This is a genomic window from Paraburkholderia sp. Ac-20336, from assembly GCF_017105025.1.
In the GTDB taxonomy this organism is placed as follows: domain Bacteria; phylum Pseudomonadota; class Gammaproteobacteria; order Burkholderiales; family Burkholderiaceae; genus Paraburkholderia.
This window is the reverse complement of record NZ_JAAGPS010000114.1, coordinates 1-23,181: the sequence shown is the minus strand read 5'-3', so window position 1 is coordinate 23,181 and position 23,181 is coordinate 1. Positions and strand designations below refer to the sequence as shown.

The following is a 23,181-nucleotide window of genomic DNA, read 5'->3' as shown; positions in this document are numbered from 1 at the left end:
CGACTTCGATCAGCCACGCGGGCGCGCACGGCGCCCGCGCCCGCGTGGCTGATCGAAGTCGCGCCGGTCAACGTGCCGCCGCAGGTGTCGAGAAATCAGCTGGTCGTGCAAAGCGGTCCGACCCAGGTACAACTGCTCGAACAGGAGCGCTGGGCCTCGCTGCCTGGCGACGAAATTCGCCGCGCGCTGTCGACGGACCTGACGCAGCAGCTCGGCACCCTCGATGCGTTCGGCACCGCGCGTTCGGACAACACGCCGGTGTACCGGATCGCCATGAACGTGCAGCGCTTCGAATCGTGGCCCGGCTCGCATGCGCTGATCGATGCGGTGTGGAGCGTGCGGGCCGTGCGCGGCAATGCGGTGATGACGTGCCGCAGCGTGGTCGGCGAGACGGTTGGCAGCGGGTATGACGCGCTCGTCGACGGACATCGGCGCGCGCTCGCGGAGGTGTCGACGCAGATCGCGTCGGCGGTGCGGGCGATGGCGGCGAGCGGTGTGGGGATGGCGGGTGCGTCGGGGGCGGCGACAGGAAAAGCGGCGGCGGTGGTCGTGCCGCCCTGTCCGGCCGCGGGGATGAACACGGGAAGCGGCGCCTGAAGCATTCGAGGCACCGGCCCACCCATCCCCCTCGGCATCCGCAGGACACAGAAAAACCATGTTCGACTCGCTCAAACGACTCATCAGAAAATGGCGCGCGTCGCGCGACGGCGGGCATCAACTCGATGCGCTGCTCGCGATTGCCGATCAAACCGCGCCCTACGCGGAGCGCAGCGAATGGCTGATCGAACTCGCGCACTGGATTCGCCGCGGCCGCGCGGTGCAGCCCGGCGTGACCGAGGCCGCGAACAGCGCCGCCGAATCCGCCGCGCCGCCATCGAAGAACCCCGCGCACACGCGCATCCGCTATCTGCTGCACGTGCTCGATCGCAATCCCGCGTGGAAGGCCAACGTGGCCGGCATTCTGCGCGCGCTGCTGCGCGAAAGCGACAGCCTTTCGCTGCTCTGCGACGCCGGCATGCCCGTGCATTCCGGCTTCTTCGGCGCGGTGTTCGAGCGCGTCGAAGCCTCGCTGATCCCGCCCGCGCCGAACCGCCGCGACCTCACCGCGATCGTCACGCTGATGTTCGGCTCCGGGCTCGACGCCGAATGGATCGACACGCTGCCCGCCGATCTGCTCGCGCGCATTCACGCGCTGTTCGGCTTCGCCTCCGCTGAAGACGCAGCGCGCAACAGCACGCCGTTCTCGCTCGATCTGCTCGCCGCGCTGCATAACCTCACCTGCCAGATCAGCTCGACCGGTCTGTCGCAGACGGTGCGCAGCCGCCTCGGCGGCGCGGCCGCAAGCGACGCACTCGCCGACGACACCAGCGACGTGCGCGTCGCGATGGAAAAACAGCCGTTCTACCGGCTCACGCGCGCGATGCTCGCGCTCGAAGCCGCCCACGACGCCTACGCCGCGGGCGGCCCGCAGGAGCCGCTGCTGCGCGAGGTCAACTATCTGCGGCTGCTGCTCGACGAGTGCCGCGTCGCGACCGACAACGTGTTCGCGCATCTGTATCGCAACGGCGTGAGCGTCGACATCGTGTTCCAGGTCGAGCGGATGCGCATGCGCATCGAACGCGCCGAGCATCTGCTCGACGCATGGCTCGCGCGCGACGACCTGCGCGCGGTCGCGCGCCTGAGCGCCGAACTCGTACGCGCGAATCAGGCCAGCCAGAGCGTCGCGCATCTCGCGCGCAGCAATTTCTCGCTGCTCGCGCGCAAGGTCGTCGAGTACAGCGCCGACACCGGCGAGCACTACATCGCGCGCGACCGCGCCGAGTATCTGAAGATGATGCGCATGGCGGCCGGCGGCGGGCTCGTCACCGTCGTGACGGTCTGCGTGAAGTTCGCGATCACGGGCGCGCATCTGCACGCGATGCTCGAAGGCCTGCTCGCCGGCATCAACTACTCGGCGAGCTTCCTGCTCATGCACTTCCTGCACTTCTCGCTCGCGACCAAGCAGCCGGCCATGACCGCGCCGACGCTCGCGCGCGAACTCGACGACGTCGGCACGCCGGCGGGCGTCGACAGCTTCGTCAGCTCGGTGACGGCGCTGATGCGCACCCAGGCCGCCGCCGTGCTCGGCAACGTGCTGCTCGTGTTCCCCGTGAGCCTCGGCGTGGACCTGCTGTGGCACGCGCTGTTCCACACCGATCTGATCTCCGCCGACAAGGCGCTCGCGACGCTGCAGTCGTTCTCGCTCGTCGGGCCGACGCCGTTCTACGCGGCGCTGACCGGCGTGCTGCTGTGGTCGTCGAGCCTGCTCGCGGGCTGGGCGGACAACTGGTTCATCCTGCATCGCGTCGCCGATGCGCTCGCCTACAACCGCCGTCTGCGCATGACGCTCGGCGCGGCCGGTGCCGAGCGTCTCGCACGTTTCTGCCGCACGAACGTCGCGGGCGTGGCCGGCAATATCACGCTCGGTCTGATGCTCGGACTCGTGCCGGCGATCCTGACCGCGTTCGCGTTCAAGTTCGAGGTGCGTCACGTGACGCTCAGCGCCGGCTCGATCGGCGTCGCGCTCGGCGTGCTCGGCAAGGACGCGCTGCGACTGCCGGCGTTGTGGTGGGCGGTGGCGGGCGTCGGCAGCATGGCGATTCTCAACGTCGCAGTCAGTTTCGCGCTGGCGTTCTATATGGCCGCGAAATCGCGCGATTTGCGGCGCAGCGCGGTGCGCTCGCTGCGTGGCGCAATCTGGCAGCGGCTGCGGCGGCGGCCGCTGGAACTCGTGTGGCCGGCAAAGGTGGAACCGCAGGGGCGGTAAGGCGAGCCGGGCGGCACCCTCGCCTGGCCCGGCACGAATCGCGCCGGGCCGCCCACCCCGACCGCGTACAATAGCGCCTTATCCCAAGCCTTGCGGCAACCTCAATGTCCTTCGATTTCTTCCTTCCTTGCCCGCGCGGGCTCGAAGCTCCGCTCGCGGCCGAACTCGCCGAAATTGCCGCCCAGCATCTGAACGGCGCACCGTTCACGGCCGGCGCCCAGGTGCCGGGCGGCGTGCATTTCCGCGGCGGCTGGGCTGCCGGCATGGCCGCCAACCTGCATTCGCGACTCGCGAGCCGCGTGCTGCTGAAAATCGCGCATCGGCCCTACCGCAACGAACAGGACATCTACGCACTCGCGGTCGAACAGCGCTGGGAGCAGTGGTTCTCCGCGCACGAGACGCTGCGTGTCGACGTCACCGCGATCAAGTCGCCGCTGCGCAGCCTCGAATTCACGACGCTGCGCGTGAAGGACGCGATCTGCGACCGTCTGCGCGAAAAGAGCGGCGCGCGCCCGAGCATCGACACCGCGATGCCCGACGTGCGCGTGTTCGCGTTCCTGACGGCGACCGATTGCACGCTTTACCTCGACACGTCGGGCGACCCGCTCTTCAAGCGCGGCTGGCGTCTCGACAAGGGTGCCGCGCCGCTGCGCGAAAACCTCGCGGCGGGCATTCTGCGTCTCACGGGCTGGCAAGCCGGCACGCCGCTCTACGACCCGATGTGCGGCAGCGGCACGTTCCTCGCGGAAGCGGCGCAGGTTGCGCTGAACATCGCGCCGGGCGTCGAGCGCCGCTTCGGCTTCGAGAAGCTCAAGCAGTTCGACTCGCGGACCTGGCAAGCGCTGAAGGGCGCGGCGCTCGAAGCGAAAAACACGGCACGCGGTTCTCGCGGCACCGACTTGCAGATTTTCGGCAGCGACATCTCCGGCGACATGCTCGAAAAAGCACGCGCGAACTTCGAGCGCGCCGGCTTGCCGACGATTCCGCTCAAGCAGCTCGATGCGCGCGACATGACGCCGCCCGCCTCGGGGGCCGGCATCCTCGTCGCGAATCCGCCGTATGGCGAGCGGATCGAAGTGCGCGGCCGCAATGCACGCGGCGAGTTGCGCGAAGGACGCGGCAATCGCGAGCATCGCGACGACGACGGCTTTCGCCGCATTCAGGAAGAAGCGCCCGACAGCGAATTTTTCCAGTCGCTCGGCAATGCATTGAAGCAGCGTTTTGCTGGCTGGAACGCGTTTATCCTGACCTCGGATCGCAAGCTGCCGGGCCAGTTGCGGCTGCGCGAATCGACCAAGACACCGCTCTTTAACGGCGCGCTCGAATGCCGGCTGTTCCGCTTCGACCTGATCGCGGGCAGTGTACGGCAGCGGCCGCAGGGGGATGTGTCGGCGGCGGGCTAAGGCAACGAAGCGCGTCAAGCCTCAAGCGACGCCGCATTGCAAGCACGCCATGCCGGCAAGAAAAGCCATGGTCTCACGACCGTGGCTTTTTCATTTGATGTGGTAAGGGACGACGGCACAGACAAACCACTCGTCCCCTACTGCCACTACGCTGTCAGCAGCCCTCCAGCACACTCCTTCTCACGCCATCCGGCGCCTTGTACGGCCTACTGCCAACCGAAGGAGAGTGTCATGTCCGCATTGCCCAAAGTCGTTGCCTGGTTCGAAATTCCGTCCGTCGATTTCGACCGCGCGGTGCGCTTTTACGAAGCCGCGCTCGATGTCGAACTGAACCGCCAGGAGTTCGGCGGTCAGCCGATCGCCACGTTCGGCTATGAAGAGCCGGCCACCGGCGGCGCGATCGTCCACGGCCCGTCGATGAAGCCTGCCGCCGACGGCGTCACCGTCTACCTGAACGCGCAGCCCACCGTCAACGCCGCCCTCGCGCGCATCGAGCGGGCGGGCGGCAAGACCGACGGCCCGGTGATCGAGCTGCCGCAGGATATCGGCTATATCGCGTTCTTCATCGATACCGAGGGCAACCGCGTCGGCCTGCATTCGCGTACCAACGGCTAGGCGCACCCGGCTCGCCGCACGTCCACCGGAAGCCGCCATGCGGCGCTATCATCGCGGGACCCTCCCCCTCCTCTTCTACCCGACGCCCACGATGACGCGCCGCGCCGACCGCCTGTTCCAGATCGCCGAGTTGCTGCGCGGGCGGCGCCTGACCACCGCGCAGCAACTGGCCGACTGGCTCAACGTTTCGCTGCGCACGGTCTATCGCGACGTGCGCGATCTGCAATTGTCAGGGGTGCCGATCGAAGGCGAAGCCGGCATCGGCTACCGGCTCTCGCGCTCGGCGAGTCTGCCGCCGCTCACCTTCACCGCCGACGAACTCGCCGCGCTCGCAGCCGGCGCGCGCATGCTCGAATCGTGGGGCGGCGCGGGCTTCGCGAGCGGCGCGCGCGGAGCACTTGCGAAGATCGCCTCGGCGATGCCCGCCGACAAGCGCGCGACGCTCGAACGGCTCGCGATCTTCGCACCGTCGTTTCACATCAAAGGGGATTTTTCGGCGCAGCTCGACACGCTGCATCGCGCGATCGACATGCGCCAGGTGGTGCGTTTCGCGTACACCGACGCGAACGGCGCGAACACCGAGCGGCGCGTCTGGCCGCTCGCGCTCGCGTATTGGGGCGCGCGCTGGACGCTCGGTGCATGGTGCGAACTGCGCGGCGATTTCCGCAATTTCGGGCTCGAAAAGATCCGCGATCTCGAGGTGCTCGAAACTTATCCTGATCGGGAAGGCAGGCGGCTCGCGGACCTGCTGCGGCATGTCAATGCGAAGTCGCGGTGAGAGCCCGCCGCCCGTCGCCGTTGCTATCAGCACAGGCGGCGAGCGGCGAGTGGACTGAAACGAACCGCGAACAACGAAACCGGGTACGCCTACTCCACCGCCTTCACCATCTCCTCGATCACCTTCTTCGCGTCGCCGAACACCATCATCGTCTTGTCCATGTAGAACAGGTCGTTGTCGAGCCCGGCATAGCCCGCCGCCATCGAACGCTTGTTGACGATCACGGTGCGCGCCTTGTACGCCTCGATGATCGGCATGCCCGCGATCGGCGACTTCGGATCGTTCTTCGCCGCCGGATTCACCACGTCGTTCGCGCCGAGCACGAGCACCACGTCGACCTGGCCGAACTCGCCGTTGATGTCTTCCATCTCGTAGACCATGTCGTACGGCACCTCGGCCTCGGCGAGCAGCACGTTCATGTGACCCGGCATGCGGCCCGCCACCGGGTGAATCGCGTACTTCACCTCGATGCCCTTCTCGACGAGCTTGTCGGTCAACTCCTTTAACGCATGCTGCGCGCGCGCCACGGCCAGCCCGTAGCCCGGCACGATCACGACGGTTTCGGCGTTGCCGAGCATGAACGAGGCATCGTCGGCCGAACCCGATTTCACCGGACGCTGCTCCGTCGCACCGCCCGTCGCCGCGCCCGCCTCGTTGCCGAAGCCGCCGAGAATCACGTTGAAGAACGAGCGGTTCATCGCCTTGCACATGATGTACGACAGGATCGCCCCCGACGAACCCACCAGCGAGCCCGCGATGATCAGCATCGGATTGTTCAGCGAGAAGCCGATGCCGGCCGCCGCCCAGCCCGAGTACGAGTTCAGCATCGACACGACGACCGGCATGTCCGCGCCGCCGATCGGAATGATGATGAGCACACCGAGCACGAACGCAATGACCGTCATGATGATGAACGGCAGCCACGATTGCGTGAGGAAGAAGAGGATGCCGAAGCCGATCATCGCGAGCGCGAGCATCAGGTTGATCAGATGCTGGCCCGCGTACACGACCGGCGCGCCCTGGAAGAGCCGGAACTTGTACTTGCCCGACAGCTTGCCGAACGCGATCACCGAGCCCGAGAACGTGATCGCGCCGACGAACGTGCCGATGAACAGCTCGATACGATTGCCGTACGGTAGGAAGCCCGGGATTGGATTGTCGGGATCGATGAGGCCGAACGCGGCGGGCTCGGAGACGACCGCATACGCGATGCACACCGCGGCTAGACCGATCAGCGAGTGCATGGCCGCGACGAGTTCGGGCATCTTCGTCATCTCGACGCGCGCGGCGACGAACGCACCGATCGCGCCGCCGACCACCAGCCCGCCCAGCAGCAGGCCGAGCCCGAGGCCGAGATTGGAGCCGAGCGCGGCGGCCTCTTTCGAGATCAGCGCGATGGTCGTGAGAATCGCGATCGCCATGCCGACCATGCCGAAGGTATTGCCGACGCGCGCGGTCTTCGGATTGGACAGCCCCTTGAGCGCCTGGATGAAGCAGACCGACGCGACCAGATACAGCAGCGTGACGACGTTCAGGCTCATTTACGCACCCTCCTTGCCGCCAGCGGGAAGTTTCTTCGGCTCTTTCTTCTTGAACATCTCGAGCATTCGCCGCGTGACGAGAAAGCCGCCGAACACGTTGACGGCCGCGAGCGCGACCGCGATCGTGCCGAAGAACTTGCCCGCGCCGCCGACCGTCAGGCCCGCCGCGAGCATCGCGCCGACGATCACGATCGCCGAGATCGCGTTGGTCACGGCCATCAGCGGCGTATGCAGCGCGGGCGTGACGTTCCAGACCACGTGATAGCCGACGTAGATCGCCAGCACGAAGATGATCAGATTGATCACGGTGTGATTGATGACTTCCATCGCCGCTCTCCCGTTACTTGCGCGTGACCTGACCGTCGCGCGCCAGCAGCGTGGCCGCGACGATGTCGTCCGCGAGATCGATGTTGAGCGCGCCTTCCTTGGTGACGATCAGCTTCAGGAAGTCGAGCAGGTTGCGCGCGTACAGCGACGACGCATCGGCGGGCACCATCGCCGGCAGGTTCGTATAGCCGACGATCTGCACGCCGTGCTTGACGACCACCTGGTCCGCCTCGGTCAGCGGACAGTTGCCGCCGCGCCGGCCCTCGTATTCCGCACCGCGCCCGGCCGCCAGATCGACGATGACCGAGCCCGGCTTCATCGCCTGCACGGTGTCGACCGACAGCAGCGTCGGCGCGGGACGGCCCGGAATCAGCGCGGTCGAGATCACCACGTCGGCCTGCTTCGCGCGCTCATGCACGAGCGCCGCCTGGCGCGCAAGCCACGACGGCGGCATCGGCCGCGCGTAGCCGCCGACGCCTTGCGCGGCTTCGCGCTCTTCGTCGGTTTCGTAAGGTACGTCGAGAAACTTGGCGCCGAGCGATTCGATCTGCTCCTTCACGGCCGGCCGCACGTCCGACGCTTCGAGCACGGCGCCGAGGCGCTTCGCGGTCGCGATGGCCTGCAAGCCGGCCACGCCCGCGCCGAGAATCAGCACGCGTGCGGCCTTCACGGTGCCGGCGGCCGTCATCAGCATCGGCATGAAACGCGGATAGAGCGTCGCCGCGAGCAGCACCGCCTTGTAGCCGGCGATGTTCGCCTGCGACGACAGCACGTCGAGGCTCTGCGCGCGCGTGGTGCGCGGCGCGGCTTCGAGCGCAAACGCGGTGAGGCCGGCGGCGGCGAGCTTCTGGGCGTTGTCGGCGTTGAACGGATCGAGCATGCCGACAAGCGTCGCGCCGCGCTTCAGGAGCGGCAGTTCGGTGTCGGTGGGGGACTGGACCTTGAGGACGAGATCGGCGCCGAACGCGGTGGCCGCATCGACGATTTCCGCGCCCACGGCCGTATAAGCCTCGTCGGGAAAGCTCGCGCCGGCCCCGGCGCCGTTCTGGAGCGTGACGCGGTGGCCCTGCGCCACGTATTTCTTGACCGTTTCGGGCGTCGCGGCAACGCGGGTTTCATGCGCGCGCGTCTCGGCTGGCACTCCGATGTGCATCGTTGTTCCTCCTCGACTTCCTGTTTGACGACGGATCGGCCGACGAGGCACGCCGGCTTGCAGATGCAACGGCTAACGAAGGTCCCACTTTAACCGAAACCGCCGCGGTGCAAAAATCGGGGTCAATGCGGGGGGCACGGCAATGTGGCTGGGCGATTCCGGACGGGCGTGCTTATTCGTCGCTTATTCGTCGCTTATTCGTCGCTTATTCGTCGCTTATTCGTCGCTTATTCGTTGCTTATTCGTTGCTTATTCCCGGCTGATGCCTCGCCTATTCCTCGCCAATCCCTGGCTTATCCGCACTCTCATCCTCCGGCCGCGCGGCCGTACGGCCACGCAAGCCGCGCCGGCCACCCCGGCCCCGCCCGCGCCGACGCCCGGCAGCCCATGCCCATAACCGGTAAAATGCGCACCCATGAAACCGGAAACCTGGCTGCCGCACGTGACCGTCGCGGCGATCGTCGAGCGTGACGGGCGCTTCCTGCTGGTCGAGGAGCACACCGCCGCCGGCCTGCGCCTGAACCAGCCCGCCGGCCATCTGGAAGCGGGCGAAACGCTGCTGGACGCGGTGATCCGCGAAACGCTCGAGGAAACCGCCCATTCGTTCGCGCCTGAAGCGCTAGTCGGCATGTACATGACCCACTTCGAGCGGCCGGAGCGCGAGGGCATCACGTACCTGCGCTTCACCTATTGCGGCGCGGGCGGCGCACCGGACCCGGCGCGCGCGCTCGATCCCGACATCGTCCGCACGCTGTGGATGAGCGCCGACGAGTTACGTGCCTGCCCCGAGCGGCACCGCACGCCGCTCGTCATGCAATGCGTCGACGATTACCTGGCCGGCCGGCGTTTCCCGCTCGACTTCGTGCACACGCATTCGGTCGGGCCGAAAAGATAAGCGCCAGATAAGCGCCGCGGCCAACCGCCCGGCAACCGTTGCAGCAGCCGTCACGAGCGGCCATTTCACGATCCATGCAGTCATGCAGCACCCAATGAGCACCTTATGAGCAAGCGCAAAGTCGTAGTAGGCATGTCGGGCGGCGTCGATTCGTCGGTCACCGCGTGGCTGCTGAAGGAACAGGGCTACGACGTGGTCGGCCTGTTCATGAAGAACTGGGAAGACGACGACGACAGCGAATACTGCTCGACCCGCCAGGACTGGATCGACGTGGTGTCGGTGGCGGACCTGATCGGCATCGACGTCGAAGCGGTCAACTTCGCGGCCGAATACAAGGACCGCGTGTTCGCCGAATTCCTGCGCGAATACTCGGCCGGCCGCACGCCGAACCCGGACGTGCTGTGCAACGCCGAAATCAAGTTCAAGGCCTTTCTCGATCACGCGATGTCGCTCGGCGCGGAAACCATCGCGACCGGCCACTACGCGCGCGTGCGCCAGAACCACGAGCGCGACGGCCGCTTCGAACTGCTGAAGGCATTGGATCATACGAAAGACCAGTCGTACTTCCTGCACCGACTGAACCAGGCGCAACTGTCGAAGACGCTGTTTCCGCTCGGCGAAATGCCGAAGACGAAGGTACGCGAGATCGCCGCACAGATCGGCCTGCCGAACGCGAAGAAGAAGGACTCGACCGGCATCTGTTTCATCGGCGAACGGCCGTTCCGCGACTTCCTGAACCGCTATCTGCCGACCCAGCCCGGCCCGATGATGACGACCGACGGCAAGGTGGTCGGCGAACACATCGGCCTCGCGTTCTACACGTTCGGCCAGCGCAAGGGCATCGGCCTCGGCGGCAGCAAGGACGGCAACGGCGATCCGTGGTTCGCCGCGGCCAAGGACATTGCCTCGAATACGCTGTTCGTCGCGCAGGGCCACGAGCATCCGTGGCTGCTGTGCCACACGCTGTCGGCCGGCAATACGAGCTGGGTCGCAGGCGAGCCGCCGCCCGAAGGCTTCGTGTGCGGCGCGAAAACGCGCTACCGGCAAGCCGACGCGGCCTGCACGTTCGGCAGCGCCAAGGGCGGCGCGGCCGGCAACGGCCTCTTCGAGCTGACCTTCGAGGCCGCGCAATGGGCCGTCACGCCGGGACAATCGGCGGCGCTCTACGACGGCGACGTGTGCCTCGGCGGCGGCATCATCGAACAGGCGATGACCGGCCAGCCGGCCGAACTGCCGCAAGCCCAGCCGCCCAAACAGCCGAAAGCGCGCGCGCGGAAAAAGCCGCAGGGCACACTGCAAAAAGCGGCGCTGCTCGGCGGACATTGAGCGAGGCAAAGCGGCGTGGGTGGCGGGAACGGCGTGTTGCGTGGTTCCGGCTTCCCGCCGCACCGCGCCTGATATGCCCCGCTGCCCTGCCCCCCCGCCGCACCTGATACGTCCCGCCGCCCCGGCCCCCCGGCCGTGGCCGCCATGTCCGCCGCAGCCGCTGCGCTCGCCTCATCCGTTCCCGTCGCCTTGCGCGCCCGAGTCACACGAGCTTCACCTTCGCGTGCGACCGTAAGCTGCCGCCCGCCTGCCCGCGCTTCGCCGCTTTTCGTGCCTTTTCGTGCGTCCCCGGGCTCGCGAGCTTTGCACGCCCTGCGCACGCCACGGCGCGCGCGGCCGCTTCGGGCTAACATTTCGGGCTAACATCCGCTGTACGCCGACCCACGGCCACCCGTTTTCCTTCGCGGCGGATGCCGTCCGCGCGACCCGCGCGCACGATCCCGCCGCAATGATTTTCACCGTACCGGAGTCTCCATGTTTTCTCGACGCTATCTGGCCATGTGGTGCGCAGTCGCGCTCCTCGTCGCATGTGCCGCGCTTGCCGCGACGCATCACCTGTCGTGGTTCTGGCTCGTCGTGCCGGCGGCGCTCGTCGCGCTCGGCCTGTTCGACCTGACCCAGCAGCGCCATGCGATCCTGCGCAACTACCCGCTCTGGGGCCATATGCGCTTCATCTTCGAGTTCATCCGCCCGGAGATCCGGCAGTACTTCGTCGAGGACGATACCGACGAAAAACCGTTCTCGCGCGCGCAGCGCAGCATCGTCTATCAGCGTGCGAAGAACGACGTCGACAGCCGCCCGTACGGCACCGAACTCGACGTGAAAGCGGTCGCGCACGAATGGATCAGCCACTCGCTCGCGCCGACGAAGCTCGACGGCCACGACTTTCGCATCGTCGTCGGACCCGATCGCGCGCAGCCGTATTCGATGTCGATCTTCAACGTCTCGGCGATGAGCTTCGGCTCGCTGTCGGCCAACGCGATCATGGCGCTGAACCTCGGCGCGAAGAAAGGCAACTTCGCGCACGACACCGGCGAAGGCTCGATGTCGAAGTATCACAGCGAACATGGCGGCGACATCATCTGGGAAATCGCCTCGGGTTACTTTGGATGCCGTAACGACGACGGCACGTTCAACCCCGAGAAATTCGCCAGACAGGCCGCCGAGCCGCAGGTGAAGATGATCGAGATCAAGCTTTCGCAAGGCGCGAAGCCCGGCCACGGCGGCGTGCTGCCGGCCGCCAAGATCACGCCCGAAATCGCGGAAACGCGCGGCGTGCCGATGGGCCGCGACTGCATTTCGCCGGCCACGCACTCCGAGTTCTCGACGCCGCGCGAACTGCTCGAATTCGTCGAGCGGCTGCGCACGCTGTCGGGCGGCAAGCCGACCGGCTTCAAGCTGTGCATCGGGCATCCGTGGGAATTCTTCGGCATCGCCAAGGCGATGCTGGACACCGGCATCCTGCCAGACTTCATCGTCGTCGATGGCGCGGAAGGCGGCACCGGCGCGGCACCGCTCGAATTCACCGATCACGTCGGCGTGCCGCTGCAGGAAGGGCTGCTGCTCGTGCACAACACGCTGGTCGGCATCGGCTTGCGGCAGCGCATCCGCATCGGCGCGAGCGGCAAGATGATTACCGCGTTCGACATCGCGAAGACGCTCGCAATCGGCGCGGACTGGGTCAACGCGGCACGCGGCTTCATGTTCGCGGTCGGCTGCATCCAGGCGCAGACCTGCCACACGGGCCGCTGCCCGACCGGCGTCGCGACCCAGGACCCGGTGCGCCAGCGCGCGCTCGTCGTGCCGGACAAAGCCGAGCGCGTGTTCAACTTCCACCACAACACGCTGCACGCCTTGCAGGAGATCATCCAGGCGGCGGGGCTGCACCACCCGGCGGAACTGCGCGCGCATCACATCGTGCGGCGCGTGTCGTCGCATGAAGTGCGGCTCATGTCGGACCTGCTCAAGTATCTCGAACCGAACGACCTGCTCAACGGCAACTATCGCTATACGCTGTTCGAGAAGTACTGGCCGATCGCGCAATGCGATTCGTTCTCGCCGAAGGTGGAGCTGGCGGCGACCTGAGCGCGGTGCCCGGTGGGAGTCGTTGGCTTGTTGATGGCAGTATCTTGCATGTCATCGGCTCCCACCTGAACCGAGATTGACCGTGCCGAGGCTGGAATGTGGCTTCGCGTTTTTTCCATTGCTGTCATGTCTGATCTTTCCGTGCCGAATCAGAAGTCGCTTATGCCTGCCGCGTCAGGAGCAGCTAATGGCGTGAAAGTACGGACATACCCTGCGCGATGCGCAGATTCATCGTTCAGTACTTCCATTGCGTGGCCTGACGTCGCTGTTCCAGTTCTTCGGGTGTCAGGTAATGACGGCTGATTCCGAGGCCGCGTAAGTTTTCAGCTTTGCGAATATTGTGGAGAGCTGGCGGACCGCTATCGTCGATCCATTTCACGTCGTAGCTAAAGCCCGCAGTTACGTCGAATAGGGAATCACGCGGCATCGGTAAACGATACCCAAAAGTGACGTAGTTCTTTCCGTGGAATTGCGGTATTTCGAGAGCGCCTGTCGGGGCAAAAAAGTGGCGGGTTTCCCGACGAATACCATCGATTGTCTCCCCACGCACCAGGCGGTGCAGACCCAGACTTTCGAAATGTTCATAGGGAATGTTCGTGCGAACGTCGTTACTGACCTCGATCTCGACGAAAGCGATGCGGGGTTTTCCATCGACGAGTTTCAATTTGTCGTAAACGAAATGCATCGACATAACACCGTTCTGGTAATACGCATACTTGATCAGGTCTATCTGCTCCGACTGATATTAAAGTTTGCCAAGGCGCTGTATTACGTCGTCGAACGTGATTTGCCCTGCGGCCCATTTCAAACCGACTTCAGTGAAGCGCAGCAGTTGCGCCTGCTGGTCGGAAGTCATCTGCCTGTTCGTCATTGTTCCCTGCATGTCATTGGCCCTCGCCGGCACTGCAATGACGACTGCAAGCAGTAACCGGATGCCGATCCGTCTGACGCCTGTTATCAGGCGCGAAATCATCTGGCTGCCCGCACCCGCCATTGCGGTACCGCCGCGATCTCGCGCCTTCGGCTTGAAAAGTCCGTTCCCGGCGAAACGGAAAATGCGCTCCCGCAATGGTTCGAACATGTGTGCATGAAGTGATGTGCAAACGGCAGTATCGAAAGCGCAGGCACCGGCGTCTATCAGAATTGGACTAATTTTTATCCCAAATGAGAAATTTATTCAGACAGGCACTTCGTGACGGCCCAACGACGGCCGCGCCGCCCGCCCCCGCCTGTCGCCCAAAAACCGCACCCCAACCCGTCCGCCCCCGCAAAACAGGCCGCCCCGCGCCCTTTCCGTTAAAATCTCGCGTTTAGCACTTCGCTCCACGGCCGCCTCGGGCGCTCAGGCGCACGCGGCACGGCCCCCTGCCCGAAAGGCACTTCATGCTCACGTTTCAGCAAATCATCCTGACCTTGCAGTCCTACTGGGACAAGCAGGGCTGCGCGTTGCTCCAGCCGATCGACATGGAAGTCGGCGCGGGCACGTCCCACGTCCATACGTTCCTGCGCGCGATCGGCCCCGAGCCGTGGCGCGCCGCCTACGTGCAACCGTCGCGCCGCCCGAAAGACGGCCGCTACGGCGAGAACCCGAACCGTCTGCAGCACTACTACCAGTACCAGGTGGTGCTCAAGCCCGCGCCGGAAAACATCCTCGACCTGTACCTCGGCTCGCTCGAAGCGCTCGGCTTCGACCTCAAGCAGAACGACGTGCGCTTCGTCGAGGACGACTGGGAAAACCCCACGCTCGGCGCCTGGGGGCTCGGCTGGGAAGTGTGGCTGAACGGCATGGAAGTGACCCAGTTCACCTACTTCCAGCAGGTCGGCGGTCTCGACTGCAAGCCGGTGCTCGGCGAAATCACCTACGGTCTCGAACGTCTCGCGATGTACCTGCAGAAGGTCGAGAACGTCTACGACCTCGTCTGGACCGAGTGGGAAGAGCAAGGCCCGAACGGCCCCGAACTGCGCCGCCTGAGCTATGGCGACGTGTATCACCAGAACGAAGTCGAGCAGTCCACCTACAACTTCGAGCACGCGAACGTCGATCTGCTGTTCACGTTCTTCAACAGCTACGAAGCGGAAGCGAAGCGCATGATCGAAACGCAGCTCGCGCTGCCCGCCTATGAACTCGTGCTGAAGGCCGGCCACACGTTCAACCTGCTCGACGCGCGCGGCGCGATCTCGGTCACCGAACGCGCGGCCTACATCGGCCGGATTCGCGCGCTGTCGCGTCTGGTCGCGCAGGCCTACTACGACTCGCGCGAAAAGCTCGGCTTCCCGATGCTCGGCAATCCGGTGCACGGCGTGCCCGGCCTCACGACCGACGAGCAGGAAGCCGCGATGCCCGCGTGGGCGCCGCCGCTGAAAGTCGAACGCAAGATCGATCAGGACTGACGAGAATATCAACCCATGACTCAATCTCAACACGCTACCCTGCTCGTCGAGCTGCTGACCGAAGAACTGCCGCCGAAAGCGCTCGCGCGTCTCGGCGACGCTTTCGCCGAAGGCATTGCGCAGCGCCTCGCGGCGCGCGACCTGATCGACGGCGAACCGTCGTTCGAAGGCTACGCAACGCCGCGCCGCCTCGCGGTGATGCTTCACAACGTGCGCGCCGTTGCGCCGGAAAAACACGTGCGCGAAAAAGTGCTGCCGGTTTCCGTCGCGCTCGATAAAGACGGCCAGCCCACCGCGCCGCTCACCAAGAAACTCGCCGCGCTCGGCTTCCCCGACTTCTCGGTGAACGATCTCGAACGTGCCCAGGACGGCAAGGCCGAGGCGTTCTTCCTGCGCTACGCGGCGCCGGGCGCGACGCTCGTCGACGGCTTGCAGGCCGCGCTCGACGAAACGCTCGGGAAGCTGCCGATTCCGAAGTTTATGACCTATCAGCGCCCGGACGGTTCGAGCGTGCAATTCGTGCGCCCGGCGCATCGTCTGACCGCGCTGCACGGCGAAGAAGTCGTGCCGGTCAGCGCGCTCGGCATCGACGCCGACGACACCACGCTCGGCCATCGCTTCCTCTCCGAAGGCTTCGTGCAGATCCAGCATGCGCATTCGTATGCCGAAACGCTCGAACACAGGGGCCGCGTGATCGCGAGCTTCGCGAAACGCAAGAACGCAATCCGCACGCAACTGCTCGAACAGGCCGGCGACGACAAGGTCGTGATGCCCGAGTCGCTGCTCGACGAAGTGACCGCGCTGGTCGAATGGCCGGTGGTCTACGCCTGCCGCTTCGAGGACGAATTCCTGCAGGTGCCGCAGGAATGCCTGATCCTCACGATGCAGACGAACCAGAAGTACTTCGCGCTGACCGATGCGAACGGCAAGCTGCGCTCGCGCTTCCTGATCGTGTCGAACATCGAGACGGAAACGCCGGACGAGATCGTCGAAGGCAACGAGCGCGTGGTGCGTCCGCGCCTCGCCGACGCGAAGTTCTTCTTCACGCAGGACAAGAAGAAGCCGCTCGCCGACCGCGTGCCGCTGCTCGCGAACGTCGTCTATCACAACAAGCTCGGCTCGGCGCTGCAACGCGTCGAGCGCCTCGAAGGGCTGGCCGGCGCGATCGCCGCGCTGACCGGCGCCGACGTCGCGCTCGCGAAGCGCGCCGCGCGTCTCGCCAAGGCCGACCTCATCACCGACATGGTCGGCGAATTCCCCGAGCTGCAAGGCACGATGGGCACGTACTACGCGCGCCACGACGGCGAGCCGGAAGAGGTCGCGCTCGCCTGCTCGGAACACTATCAGCCGCGCTTCTCGGGCGACGCCTTGCCGACCACCGCGACCGGCACCGTCGTCGCGCTCGCGGACAAGCTCGAAACGCTGGTCGGCATCTGGGGCATCGGCCTGCAGCCGACCGGCGAGAAAGACCCGTTCGCGCTGCGCCGTCATGCGCTCGGCGTGCTGCGCATCCTGGTCGAAAAGCAGTTGCCGGTCGATTTCGTCGAACTGCTGCGCGCCGCCTATGCGCAATTCGCCGGCGTGCCGAACGTCGCCGATTCGACCGACGCGATCTACGAGTTCAGCATGGATCGCCTGCGCGGCCTCCTGCGCGAACGCGGCTATGCGGCCGGCGAAATCGACGCGGTGCTCGCGCTGAATCCGACGCGCCTCGACGACATCGTCGCGCGTCTCGACGCGGTGCGCGAATTCGCGTCGCTCGCCGAAGCGGCATCGCTCGCGGCGGCCAACAAACGCATCTCGAACATCCTGAAGAAGTCGGACGGCGCGGCGAACGGCGGCGTGCAGCCGGCGCTGCTTACCGAGGCGGCGGAAAAAGCGCTGCACGCGCAGCTCGAACAGGTCGCGCCGCGCGTGCAGTCGCAACTGGCCGCGCGCGAGTACACCGGCGCGCTCACCGCGCTCGCCGCGCTGCGCGAACCGGTCGACACGTTCTTCAACGACGTGATGGTCAACGCCGACGACCCGGCGCTGCGTGCCAATCGCCTGGCCTTGCTCGGCGCGTTGCATCAGCAGATGAACTGCGTCGCCGACATTTCCCGACTCGCCGCCTGAGTACCGCGCCATGCCGAACAAGAAAGTGGTGATCCTCGACCGCGACGGCGTGATCAACGTCGACTCCGACGCGTTCATCAAGTCGCCCGACGAATGGATCGCGCTGCCCGGCGCGCTCGAAGCGATCGCGCGCCTGAACCAAGCGGGCTATCGCGTTGCGGTCGCGACGAACCAGTCGGGCATCGGCCGCGGTCTGTTCGACATGGACGCGTTGAACGCGATGCATCTGAAGATGCATCGCATGGCCGCGGCCGTCGGCGCGCGCATCGACGCGGTGTTCTTCTGCCCGCACACGGCGGAAGATCATTGCGAATGCCGCAAGCCGAAGCCCGGCATGCTGAAGATGATCGCCGAACGCTTCGAAATCGATCCGGCACAAACGCATGTCGTGGGCGATTCGCTGCGCGATCTGCAGGCGGGCGCGGCGCTCGGTCATCCGACCCATCTCGTGCTGAGCGGCAAGGGCCGCAAGACGCTCGCGGCCGGCGGCCTGCCCGACGGCACGCTCGTGCACGACGACCTGCGCGCGTTCGCGCTCGACTTTCTCGCCGACGCTCAGGAATAACGCGCGCACCGCGCGTTTCCAACCTTCACCGACCACGCCGATGCGCTTCCTCCGTTCCCTGCTGCTGCTGATCTATTTCGTGCTGGTCACGGTGCCGTATGCGACCGCGTGCTTCATCGCGTTTCCGTTCCTGCGCGCGGAAAACCGCTACTGGATGGCAGCCGGCTGGTGCCGCCTCACGCTGTGGACGGTGCGCTACCTGAACGGCATCCGCTATCGCATCGAAGGTTTCGAGAATCTGCCCGACGGTCCGGCCGTGCTGCTGTCGAAGCATCAGTCGGCGTGGGAAACGCTCGCGTTTCCGGCGATCATGCCGCGCCCGCTGTGCTATGTATTCAAGCGCGAACTGCTGTACGTGCCGTTCTTCGGCTGGGCGCTCGGCATGCTGAAGATGGTTCACATCAACCGCAAGGAAGGCAAGTACGCGTTCGAATCGGTCACGAAGCAGGGCAAGGCGCGCATGGCCGAAGGCGCGTGGGTCATCATGTTTCCGGAAGGCACGCGCACGCCGACCGGCAAGCAGGGCAAGTACAAGACCGGCGGCGCGCGCTTCGCGATCGCGACCGGCGCGCCGGTCGTGCCGATCGCGCACAACGCGGGACGCGTGTGGCCGCGCAACTCGTTTACGAAATATCCGGGTATAGTCACGGTGTCGATCGGCAAGCCGATCGACACGACGGGGCTCACGCCCGACGAAGTGAACACGCGCGTCGAACAGTGGATCGAAGCCGAAATGCGCCGCATCGATCCCTCGGCCTATAGCGCGGCGGCCAGCGACTCCGCCGCCGCCCCCATCTGACGCGCCACGCCCTCGAAGCCCGAAGGCGTATTGCGCGAAGCGAAGCCGATGCAGAAGTCTCCCACGCCGCCGTCCGCTGCGGCGCTCGAAAACCGCCAGCTCGATCTCCCGCTCTTCGCCGAGCCGGGGTCGATGTCGTCGTCCCCTTCACCTGCCGCGCCGGGTTCATCGAATCCGGCACCGGTCATGCCGCCCGCCGCGCCGCTCGCGCCGGACGGCAGCAAGCTGCGCAGTCTCGTCATCGGTTCGCGCACGCTGCACTACGTGCTCAAGCGTTCGGCGCGCCGCTCGATCGGCTTTGCGATCGACAGCACCGGTCTCACGATCACCGCGCCGCGCTGGGTCACGCTCGCCGATATCGAAACCGCGATCACCGAAAAGCAGCGCTGGATTTTCACGAAGCTGATCGAATGGCAAACGCGTGTCGAACAGCGCGCCTTGCCGAAGATCGACTGGAAAGATGGCGCTGAAGTGCCGTACCTCGGTCAGCCGGTGCGCGTCACGCTCGGCGCGCCGCACGGCACGCTCGCGTTCAGCGCCGAGCATGCCGCGCTGCAATTGCCGCTGCCGTTGCAGGCCGATCCGCAGCAGATCAAGGACCGCGTGCAGGGCTGGCTGCAAGGCGAAGCGAAGCGGCTGTTCGGCGAGCGCCTCGCGATTTACGCGCAGAAGCTCGGCGTCAACTATCGCGCGTATGCGTTGTCGTCGGCGGCGACGCGCTGGGGCAGTTGTTCGAGCGACGGCAAGATTCGCCTGAACTGGCGGCTCATTCACTTTCCGCTGTCCATCATCGATTACGTCGTCGCGCACGAACTCGCGCATCTGCGCGAGATGAATCACAGTCCGCGCTTCTGGCAAACCGTCGAATCGATCTTTCCGGAATTTCGCGAGGCGCGGCAGACACTGAAGTCGCATCCGCCGGAGTTGTTGCCGACGCTTTGAGGCATCGCCTCGATTTGCCGCCTCGATGCGCCGCGGCATTTGCAGCATGCCGGTCGCGGCGGTCTTCGTGCCCGCTCCCGAGCGAGCCGCACCCGCCGACGTGCCTCCCGCTCAGGCCGCATCGCCCGCGCGGCGTCGAATTCAGGCTATGAGGCAATCATTTACAATTGCCGTCACTCAACCAGACATTTACCGCCCCACCTTCAAAGGATTACCCATGCGAATCTTGCATACCATGCTGCGAGTCGGCAATCTGGACGCTTCCATCCGTTTCTACACCGAAGTTCTCGGCATGCGCCTGCTCCGCAAGAGCGACTTCCCGGACGGAAAATTCACGCTGGCATTCGTCGGCTACGAGGACGAATCCGAAGCCGCGGCGATCGAGCTGACGCACAACTGGGACACCGATCAATACGACCTCGGAACCGGCTACGGCCATATCGCTCTCGAAGTGGACGACGCCTATGCCGCATGCGAAGAAGTGAAGAAGCGCGGCGGTGTCGTGACTCGCGAAGCCGGTCCGATGAAACACGGCACGACGGTCATCGCCTTCGTGGCCGACCCGGACGGCTACAAGATCGAGCTGATCCAGAAGAAGGGCCGCGTCGACTGAGACCCGCGCTTGCCTGGGCCCGGTATCGGAATCACAACGTTCTCGTCACCCCATCGTCCATGAGCACCACGACCGCCTTGCCCGCGCGCCGCGCGCCGGATAGCTTCGCGATCCTGCTGATGATCGGGCTCTGCGCGATCTGGGGACTCCAGCAGGTCGCGATCAAGAGCACCAACGCGGCGCTGCCGCCCGTCTTCCAGGCGGGGCTGCGCTCGGCGATTGCGGCGGTGCTCGTGTGGGCATGGGCGCGCTCGCGCGGCACGCCGCTCTTTCGCGACGACGGCACGCTCGGCGCAGGCCTGCTCGCGGGCGTGCTGTTCGCGGCCGAGTTCATCTGCATCTTTCTTGGGCTGACGCTCACGAGCGCGTCGCGCATGGCGGTGTTTCTCTACACCGCGCCGTGCTTCACCGCGCTCGGTCTGCACTGGTTCGTCGAGGGCGAACGGATGCGGCGCATCCAGTGGCTCGGCATCATCATCGCGTTCGCGGGCATGGCGCTCGCCTTCGCCGACGGCTTCCTGCACACCAGCGCGGCTCACGGCTCGACGCTTGCGGGCGCGGCCGGCGACGCGCTCGGCGTGCTCGCCGGCATCGCATGGGCCGCGACGACCGTCGTCGTGCGCGGCTCGCGGCTCGCGCATACGAGCGCGAGCAAGACGCTGTTCTATCAGCTGGCGGTATCGGCGGTGGTATTGCTCGCGCTGGCGCTCGGGCTCGGTCAGATGCGCGTGGACACCGTCACGCCGCTCGCGCTGGCGAGCCTCGCCTATCAGGCGGTGGTCGTCGCATTCGTCAGCTATCTGTTGTGGTTCTGGCTGCTCACGCGCTATATCGCGTCGCGACTCTCGGTGTTTTCGTTTCTCACGCCGCTGTTCGGCGTGACCTTCGGCGTGCTGCTGCTCGGCGAATCGTTCAGCGCGCGCTTTCTGAGCGCCGCGCTGCTCGTGCTGGCCGGCATCGCGCTCGTCAACGCACCGGCACAGGCAAAGCGCGGCAAGGCCTAGGCACGCCGCCGCTCATCTCGCGATCTCACGACGACGGCGCACGCGCCGCTTATTGCGGTGCGCCCTTCGAATTCGCCGCCAGCGCCTGCGCGACGCTCATATATTCGGCCACCGGCACGTCTTCGGCGCGGCGTTGCAGATCGAAGCCGAGCGCCTCGAAATCGACACGGTCGCGCAGCGCGGAAAGCGTATTGCGCAGCATCTTGCGACGCTGCGAAAACGCGGCCGTCACGACTTCGCCGAGCACGTTTGCGTCGACCACCGGCAGCTCGTGCGGCTCGTACGGAATCATCCGCACGATCGCCGAATCGACCTTCGGCGGCGGCTGGAACGCCTCGGGCGGCACGTCGAGCTGCTTGTCGATCACGTAGCGGTACTGCAGCATCACCGAGAGGCGGCTGAACGCCTTGGTGCCGGGCTCCGCGACCATGCGCTCGACCACTTCGTTCTGCAGCATGAAGTGCTGGTCGATCACACGCTCCGCGAACGTCGCCAGATGAAACAGCAGCGGGCTCGAAATGTTGTACGGCAAGTTGCCGACGATCCGCAGCGACGCCTTCTCGCCCGGCGCGGCGAGCGAGCCGAAATCGAACGCGAGCGCGTCGCCCGCATGCAGTTCGAGCAGATTGCCGAATTTCGTTTTCAGACGGCCGATCAGGTCGCGGTCGAGTTCGACCGCATGCAGCGGCGCCTCGGGCGTCGCGAGCCGCTCGATCAGCGGTCCGGTCAGCGCGCCGAGCCCCGGCCCGATTTCGACCATGCGCTCGCCGCGCTGCGGCCGGATCACGTCGACGATCGAATCGATCACGCCCATGTCGACCAGGAAGTTCTGACCGAAACGCTTGCGCGCGAGATGGCCCTGGTGCCGGCCTTGTTGCTGTCTGCTGGTGGACATCGAAGAAACGCCAGAAAGAAAACTGCTTGAGAAAAGGATTGTGCCGCGTACTTGAGCCGCTCATTCGAGCCGCGCATTCGGGCCACTCGCGCGGCGGCCGCCTCAGGCCGTGCGACGATGCCGCGCGATCGACACCGCCGTGTCGATCGCGGCCATCAGGCTGCCCGCATCGGCGCGGCCGGTGCCGGCGAGATCGAGCGCGGTGCCGTGATCGACCGAGGTGCGAATGATCGGCAAGCCGAGCGTGACGTTGATGCCCTCGCCGAACGTCGCGAACTTCAGGACTGGCAGGCCCTGGTCGTGGAACATCGCGAGCACGCAGTCGGCCTCTTCGAGATAGCGCGGCTGGAACAGCGTGTCGGCCGGATAGGGACCGCGCGCGTCGATGCCCTGCGCGTTCGCATGTTGCAGCGCCGGCGTGATGACGTCGATCTCCTCGCGTCCCAGGTAGCCGTTTTCGCCCGCATGCGGGTTCAGCCCCGTCACGAGGATGCGCGGCGCGGGCAGGCCGAAGTGCTGGCGCAAGTCGCGGTCGATGATATGCAGCGTCTCGACCAGACTATCGATCGACAACGCCGCGGAGACGTCTTTCAGCGGCAGATGCGTGGTCGCGAGCGCGACGCGCAGCGGCTGCTTGCCGGTGCCCGCGAGCATCATGACGACGCGCGGCGTATGGGTGCGCTCGGCGAGGTATTCGGTATGGCCCGTGAACGGCACGCCGGCATCGTTGATCGTGCTCTTTTGCAGCGGCGCGGTGACGATCGCGTCGAACCGGCCGGCCACGGCGCCGTCGATCGCGGTATCGAGCAGATCGAGCACGTAGCGGCCGTTCGCGGCGTCGAGCTTGCCCACCTGCGACGGCGCGCCGAGCGCGCGGTGTTCGACGCGCACGCGCTGGCCGTCGGCGAGCAGCGCGGCCCAGTCGACG

At 65.9% G+C, this 23,181-nt stretch carries 23 protein-coding genes; 16 read left to right on the top strand and 7 right to left on the bottom strand.

Annotated features, from left to right (window positions below):
- From GXB81_RS24520 to GXB81_RS24500, 5 genes are all read left to right on the top strand, one after another.
- Nucleotides 1-597, top strand: a 597-nt coding sequence (locus GXB81_RS24520) for a PqiC family protein (RefSeq protein WP_205990558.1), incomplete at its 5' end; no start/stop codon positions are given.
- Between the two features lie 58 nt (nt 598-655).
- Nucleotides 656-2,806, top strand: a complete 2,151-nt coding sequence (locus tag GXB81_RS24515; RefSeq protein WP_205990557.1) for a site-specific recombinase — start codon at nt 656-658, stop codon at nt 2,804-2,806.
- A 104-nt stretch (nt 2,807-2,910) separates the two neighbouring features.
- Complete coding sequence (locus tag GXB81_RS24510; protein WP_167284706.1) at nt 2,911-4,209, top strand: class I SAM-dependent RNA methyltransferase; 1,299 nt, start codon at nt 2,911-2,913, stop codon at nt 4,207-4,209.
- A gap of 231 nt (nt 4,210-4,440) precedes the next feature.
- Entirely contained in the window at nt 4,441-4,824 is a 384-nt protein-coding gene (locus GXB81_RS24505; RefSeq protein ID WP_167035916.1) for a VOC family protein, read from the top strand.
- Nucleotides 4,825-4,861: 37 nt separating this feature from the next.
- Nucleotides 4,862-5,602, top strand: coding sequence for a YafY family protein (locus GXB81_RS24500; RefSeq protein ID WP_167284707.1), 741 nt, complete (start codon nt 4,862-4,864; stop codon nt 5,600-5,602).
- Nucleotides 5,603-5,691: 89 nt separating this feature from the next.
- Here GXB81_RS24500 and GXB81_RS24495 read toward each other — a convergent pair whose 3' ends face one another.
- From GXB81_RS24495 to GXB81_RS24485, 3 genes are read right to left on the bottom strand one after another with little or no spacing between them, the layout of a single operon-like run.
- Nucleotides 5,692-7,143, bottom strand: a complete 1,452-nt coding sequence (locus tag GXB81_RS24495) for an NAD(P)(+) transhydrogenase (Re/Si-specific) subunit beta (protein WP_167035910.1) — start codon at nt 7,141-7,143, stop codon at nt 5,692-5,694.
- A complete protein-coding gene (locus tag GXB81_RS24490) occupies nt 7,144-7,470 on the bottom strand; it encodes an NAD(P) transhydrogenase subunit alpha (RefSeq protein WP_167035907.1) in 327 nt (108 codons plus the stop codon). It abuts the gene before it with no gap.
- A gap of 13 nt (nt 7,471-7,483) precedes the next feature.
- Entirely contained in the window at nt 7,484-8,623 is a 1,140-nt protein-coding gene (locus GXB81_RS24485) for a Re/Si-specific NAD(P)(+) transhydrogenase subunit alpha (RefSeq protein ID WP_205990556.1), read from the bottom strand.
- 2 nt (nt 8,624-8,625) lie between these two features.
- Here GXB81_RS24485 and GXB81_RS24480 point away from each other — a divergent pair, with 2 nt between their 5' ends.
- The 4 genes from GXB81_RS24480 to GXB81_RS24465 all read left to right on the top strand — a co-directional run bounded on the left by GXB81_RS24480 (nt 8,626) and on the right by GXB81_RS24465 (nt 12,929).
- Nucleotides 8,626-8,886, top strand: a complete 261-nt coding sequence (locus tag GXB81_RS24480) for a hypothetical protein (RefSeq protein WP_205990555.1) — start codon at nt 8,626-8,628, stop codon at nt 8,884-8,886.
- Nucleotides 8,887-9,038: 152 nt separating this feature from the next.
- Entirely contained in the window at nt 9,039-9,518 is a 480-nt protein-coding gene (locus GXB81_RS24475; RefSeq protein ID WP_167035902.1) for an NUDIX hydrolase, read from the top strand.
- A gap of 105 nt (nt 9,519-9,623) precedes the next feature.
- On the top strand, nt 9,624-10,844 hold the full coding sequence (mnmA, locus tag GXB81_RS24470; RefSeq protein WP_205990554.1) for a tRNA 2-thiouridine(34) synthase MnmA: 1,221 nt from the start codon (nt 9,624-9,626) through the stop codon (nt 10,842-10,844).
- 474 nt (nt 10,845-11,318) lie between these two features.
- A complete protein-coding gene (locus tag GXB81_RS24465) occupies nt 11,319-12,929 on the top strand; it encodes an FMN-binding glutamate synthase family protein (RefSeq protein WP_205990553.1) in 1,611 nt (536 codons plus the stop codon).
- A 235-nt stretch (nt 12,930-13,164) separates the two neighbouring features.
- Here the strand turns inward: GXB81_RS24465 and GXB81_RS24460 are convergent, their stop codons facing one another.
- Together GXB81_RS24460 and GXB81_RS24455 are read right to left on the bottom strand one after the other, a co-directional pair.
- Nucleotides 13,165-13,620 (bottom strand): hypothetical protein, encoded by a 456-nt coding sequence (locus GXB81_RS24460; protein WP_205990552.1) that lies wholly within the window; start codon nt 13,618-13,620, stop codon nt 13,165-13,167.
- A gap of 54 nt (nt 13,621-13,674) precedes the next feature.
- Nucleotides 13,675-14,010, bottom strand: a complete 336-nt coding sequence (locus tag GXB81_RS24455) for a hypothetical protein (protein ID WP_205990551.1) — start codon at nt 14,008-14,010, stop codon at nt 13,675-13,677.
- A gap of 302 nt (nt 14,011-14,312) precedes the next feature.
- Between GXB81_RS24455 and glyQ the strand changes: the two genes are divergently transcribed.
- The 7 genes from glyQ (at nt 14,313) to GXB81_RS24420 (ending at nt 21,358) form a co-directional block, all read left to right on the top strand.
- On the top strand, nt 14,313-15,320 hold the full coding sequence (gene glyQ / locus GXB81_RS24450; protein ID WP_167035890.1) for a glycine--tRNA ligase subunit alpha: 1,008 nt from the start codon (nt 14,313-14,315) through the stop codon (nt 15,318-15,320).
- Nucleotides 15,321-15,335: 15 nt separating this feature from the next.
- The gene (glyS, locus tag GXB81_RS24445; protein ID WP_205990550.1) at nt 15,336-17,435 is read left to right on the top strand and encodes a glycine--tRNA ligase subunit beta; all 2,100 of its coding nucleotides are present in this window, start codon (nt 15,336-15,338) and stop codon (nt 17,433-17,435) included.
- 10 nt (nt 17,436-17,445) lie between these two features.
- Complete coding sequence (gene gmhB, locus GXB81_RS24440; RefSeq protein ID WP_167035884.1) at nt 17,446-18,000, top strand: D-glycero-beta-D-manno-heptose 1,7-bisphosphate 7-phosphatase; 555 nt, start codon at nt 17,446-17,448, stop codon at nt 17,998-18,000.
- Nucleotides 18,001-18,040: 40 nt separating this feature from the next.
- A complete protein-coding gene (locus GXB81_RS24435) occupies nt 18,041-18,799 on the top strand; it encodes a lysophospholipid acyltransferase family protein (protein WP_167035881.1) in 759 nt (252 codons plus the stop codon).
- 48 nt (nt 18,800-18,847) lie between these two features.
- Entirely contained in the window at nt 18,848-19,741 is an 894-nt protein-coding gene (locus GXB81_RS24430) for a SprT family zinc-dependent metalloprotease (RefSeq protein ID WP_167035878.1), read from the top strand.
- A 217-nt stretch (nt 19,742-19,958) separates the two neighbouring features.
- Entirely contained in the window at nt 19,959-20,354 is a 396-nt protein-coding gene (gene gloA / locus GXB81_RS24425; protein ID WP_167035875.1) for a lactoylglutathione lyase, read from the top strand.
- A 59-nt stretch (nt 20,355-20,413) separates the two neighbouring features.
- On the top strand, nt 20,414-21,358 hold the full coding sequence (locus GXB81_RS24420; RefSeq protein WP_205990549.1) for a DMT family transporter: 945 nt from the start codon (nt 20,414-20,416) through the stop codon (nt 21,356-21,358).
- 49 nt (nt 21,359-21,407) lie between these two features.
- Here the strand turns inward: GXB81_RS24420 and rsmA are convergent, their stop codons facing one another.
- Together rsmA and pdxA are read right to left on the bottom strand one after the other, a co-directional pair.
- Nucleotides 21,408-22,253 (bottom strand): 16S rRNA (adenine(1518)-N(6)/adenine(1519)-N(6))-dimethyltransferase RsmA, encoded by an 846-nt coding sequence (rsmA, locus tag GXB81_RS24415; RefSeq protein ID WP_205990548.1) that lies wholly within the window; start codon nt 22,251-22,253, stop codon nt 21,408-21,410.
- 102 nt (nt 22,254-22,355) lie between these two features.
- Nucleotides 22,356-23,181: 4-hydroxythreonine-4-phosphate dehydrogenase PdxA (gene pdxA, locus GXB81_RS24410; protein ID WP_205990547.1), on the bottom strand; the 826-nt coding region annotated here is incomplete at its 5' end.

Coding starts and splice junctions, on each gene's coding strand:
- glyQ (WP_167035890.1), top strand. CDS start 14,313: ATGCTCACGTTTCAGCAAATCATCCTGACCTTGCAGTCCTACTGGGAC.
- gmhB (WP_167035884.1), top strand. CDS start 17,446: ATGCCGAACAAGAAAGTGGTGATCCTCGACCGCGACGGCGTGATCAAC.
- GXB81_RS24500 (WP_167284707.1), top strand. CDS start 4,862: ATGCGGCGCTATCATCGCGGGACCCTCCCCCTCCTCTTCTACCCGACG.
- gloA (WP_167035875.1), top strand. CDS start 19,959: ATGCGAATCTTGCATACCATGCTGCGAGTCGGCAATCTGGACGCTTCC.
- GXB81_RS24515 (WP_205990557.1), top strand. CDS start 656: ATGTTCGACTCGCTCAAACGACTCATCAGAAAATGGCGCGCGTCGCGC.
- GXB81_RS24495 (WP_167035910.1), bottom strand. CDS start 7,143: ATGAGCCTGAACGTCGTCACGCTGCTGTATCTGGTCGCGTCGGTCTGC.
- GXB81_RS24505 (WP_167035916.1), top strand. CDS start 4,441: ATGTCCGCATTGCCCAAAGTCGTTGCCTGGTTCGAAATTCCGTCCGTC.
- mnmA (WP_205990554.1), top strand. CDS start 9,624: ATGAGCAAGCGCAAAGTCGTAGTAGGCATGTCGGGCGGCGTCGATTCG.
- GXB81_RS24430 (WP_167035878.1), top strand. CDS start 18,848: ATGCAGAAGTCTCCCACGCCGCCGTCCGCTGCGGCGCTCGAAAACCGC.
- GXB81_RS24420 (WP_205990549.1), top strand. CDS start 20,414: ATGAGCACCACGACCGCCTTGCCCGCGCGCCGCGCGCCGGATAGCTTC.
- GXB81_RS24510 (WP_167284706.1), top strand. CDS start 2,911: ATGTCCTTCGATTTCTTCCTTCCTTGCCCGCGCGGGCTCGAAGCTCCG.
- GXB81_RS24460 (WP_205990552.1), bottom strand. CDS start 13,620: ATGTCGATGCATTTCGTTTACGACAAATTGAAACTCGTCGATGGAAAA.
- glyS (WP_205990550.1), top strand. CDS start 15,336: ATGACTCAATCTCAACACGCTACCCTGCTCGTCGAGCTGCTGACCGAA.
- rsmA (WP_205990548.1), bottom strand. CDS start 22,253: ATGTCCACCAGCAGACAGCAACAAGGCCGGCACCAGGGCCATCTCGCG.
- GXB81_RS24475 (WP_167035902.1), top strand. CDS start 9,039: ATGAAACCGGAAACCTGGCTGCCGCACGTGACCGTCGCGGCGATCGTC.
- GXB81_RS24485 (WP_205990556.1), bottom strand. CDS start 8,623: ATGCACATCGGAGTGCCAGCCGAGACGCGCGCGCATGAAACCCGCGTT.
- GXB81_RS24455 (WP_205990551.1), bottom strand. CDS start 14,010: ATGTTCGAACCATTGCGGGAGCGCATTTTCCGTTTCGCCGGGAACGGA.
- GXB81_RS24435 (WP_167035881.1), top strand. CDS start 18,041: ATGCGCTTCCTCCGTTCCCTGCTGCTGCTGATCTATTTCGTGCTGGTC.
- GXB81_RS24465 (WP_205990553.1), top strand. CDS start 11,319: ATGTTTTCTCGACGCTATCTGGCCATGTGGTGCGCAGTCGCGCTCCTC.
- GXB81_RS24490 (WP_167035907.1), bottom strand. CDS start 7,470: ATGGAAGTCATCAATCACACCGTGATCAATCTGATCATCTTCGTGCTG.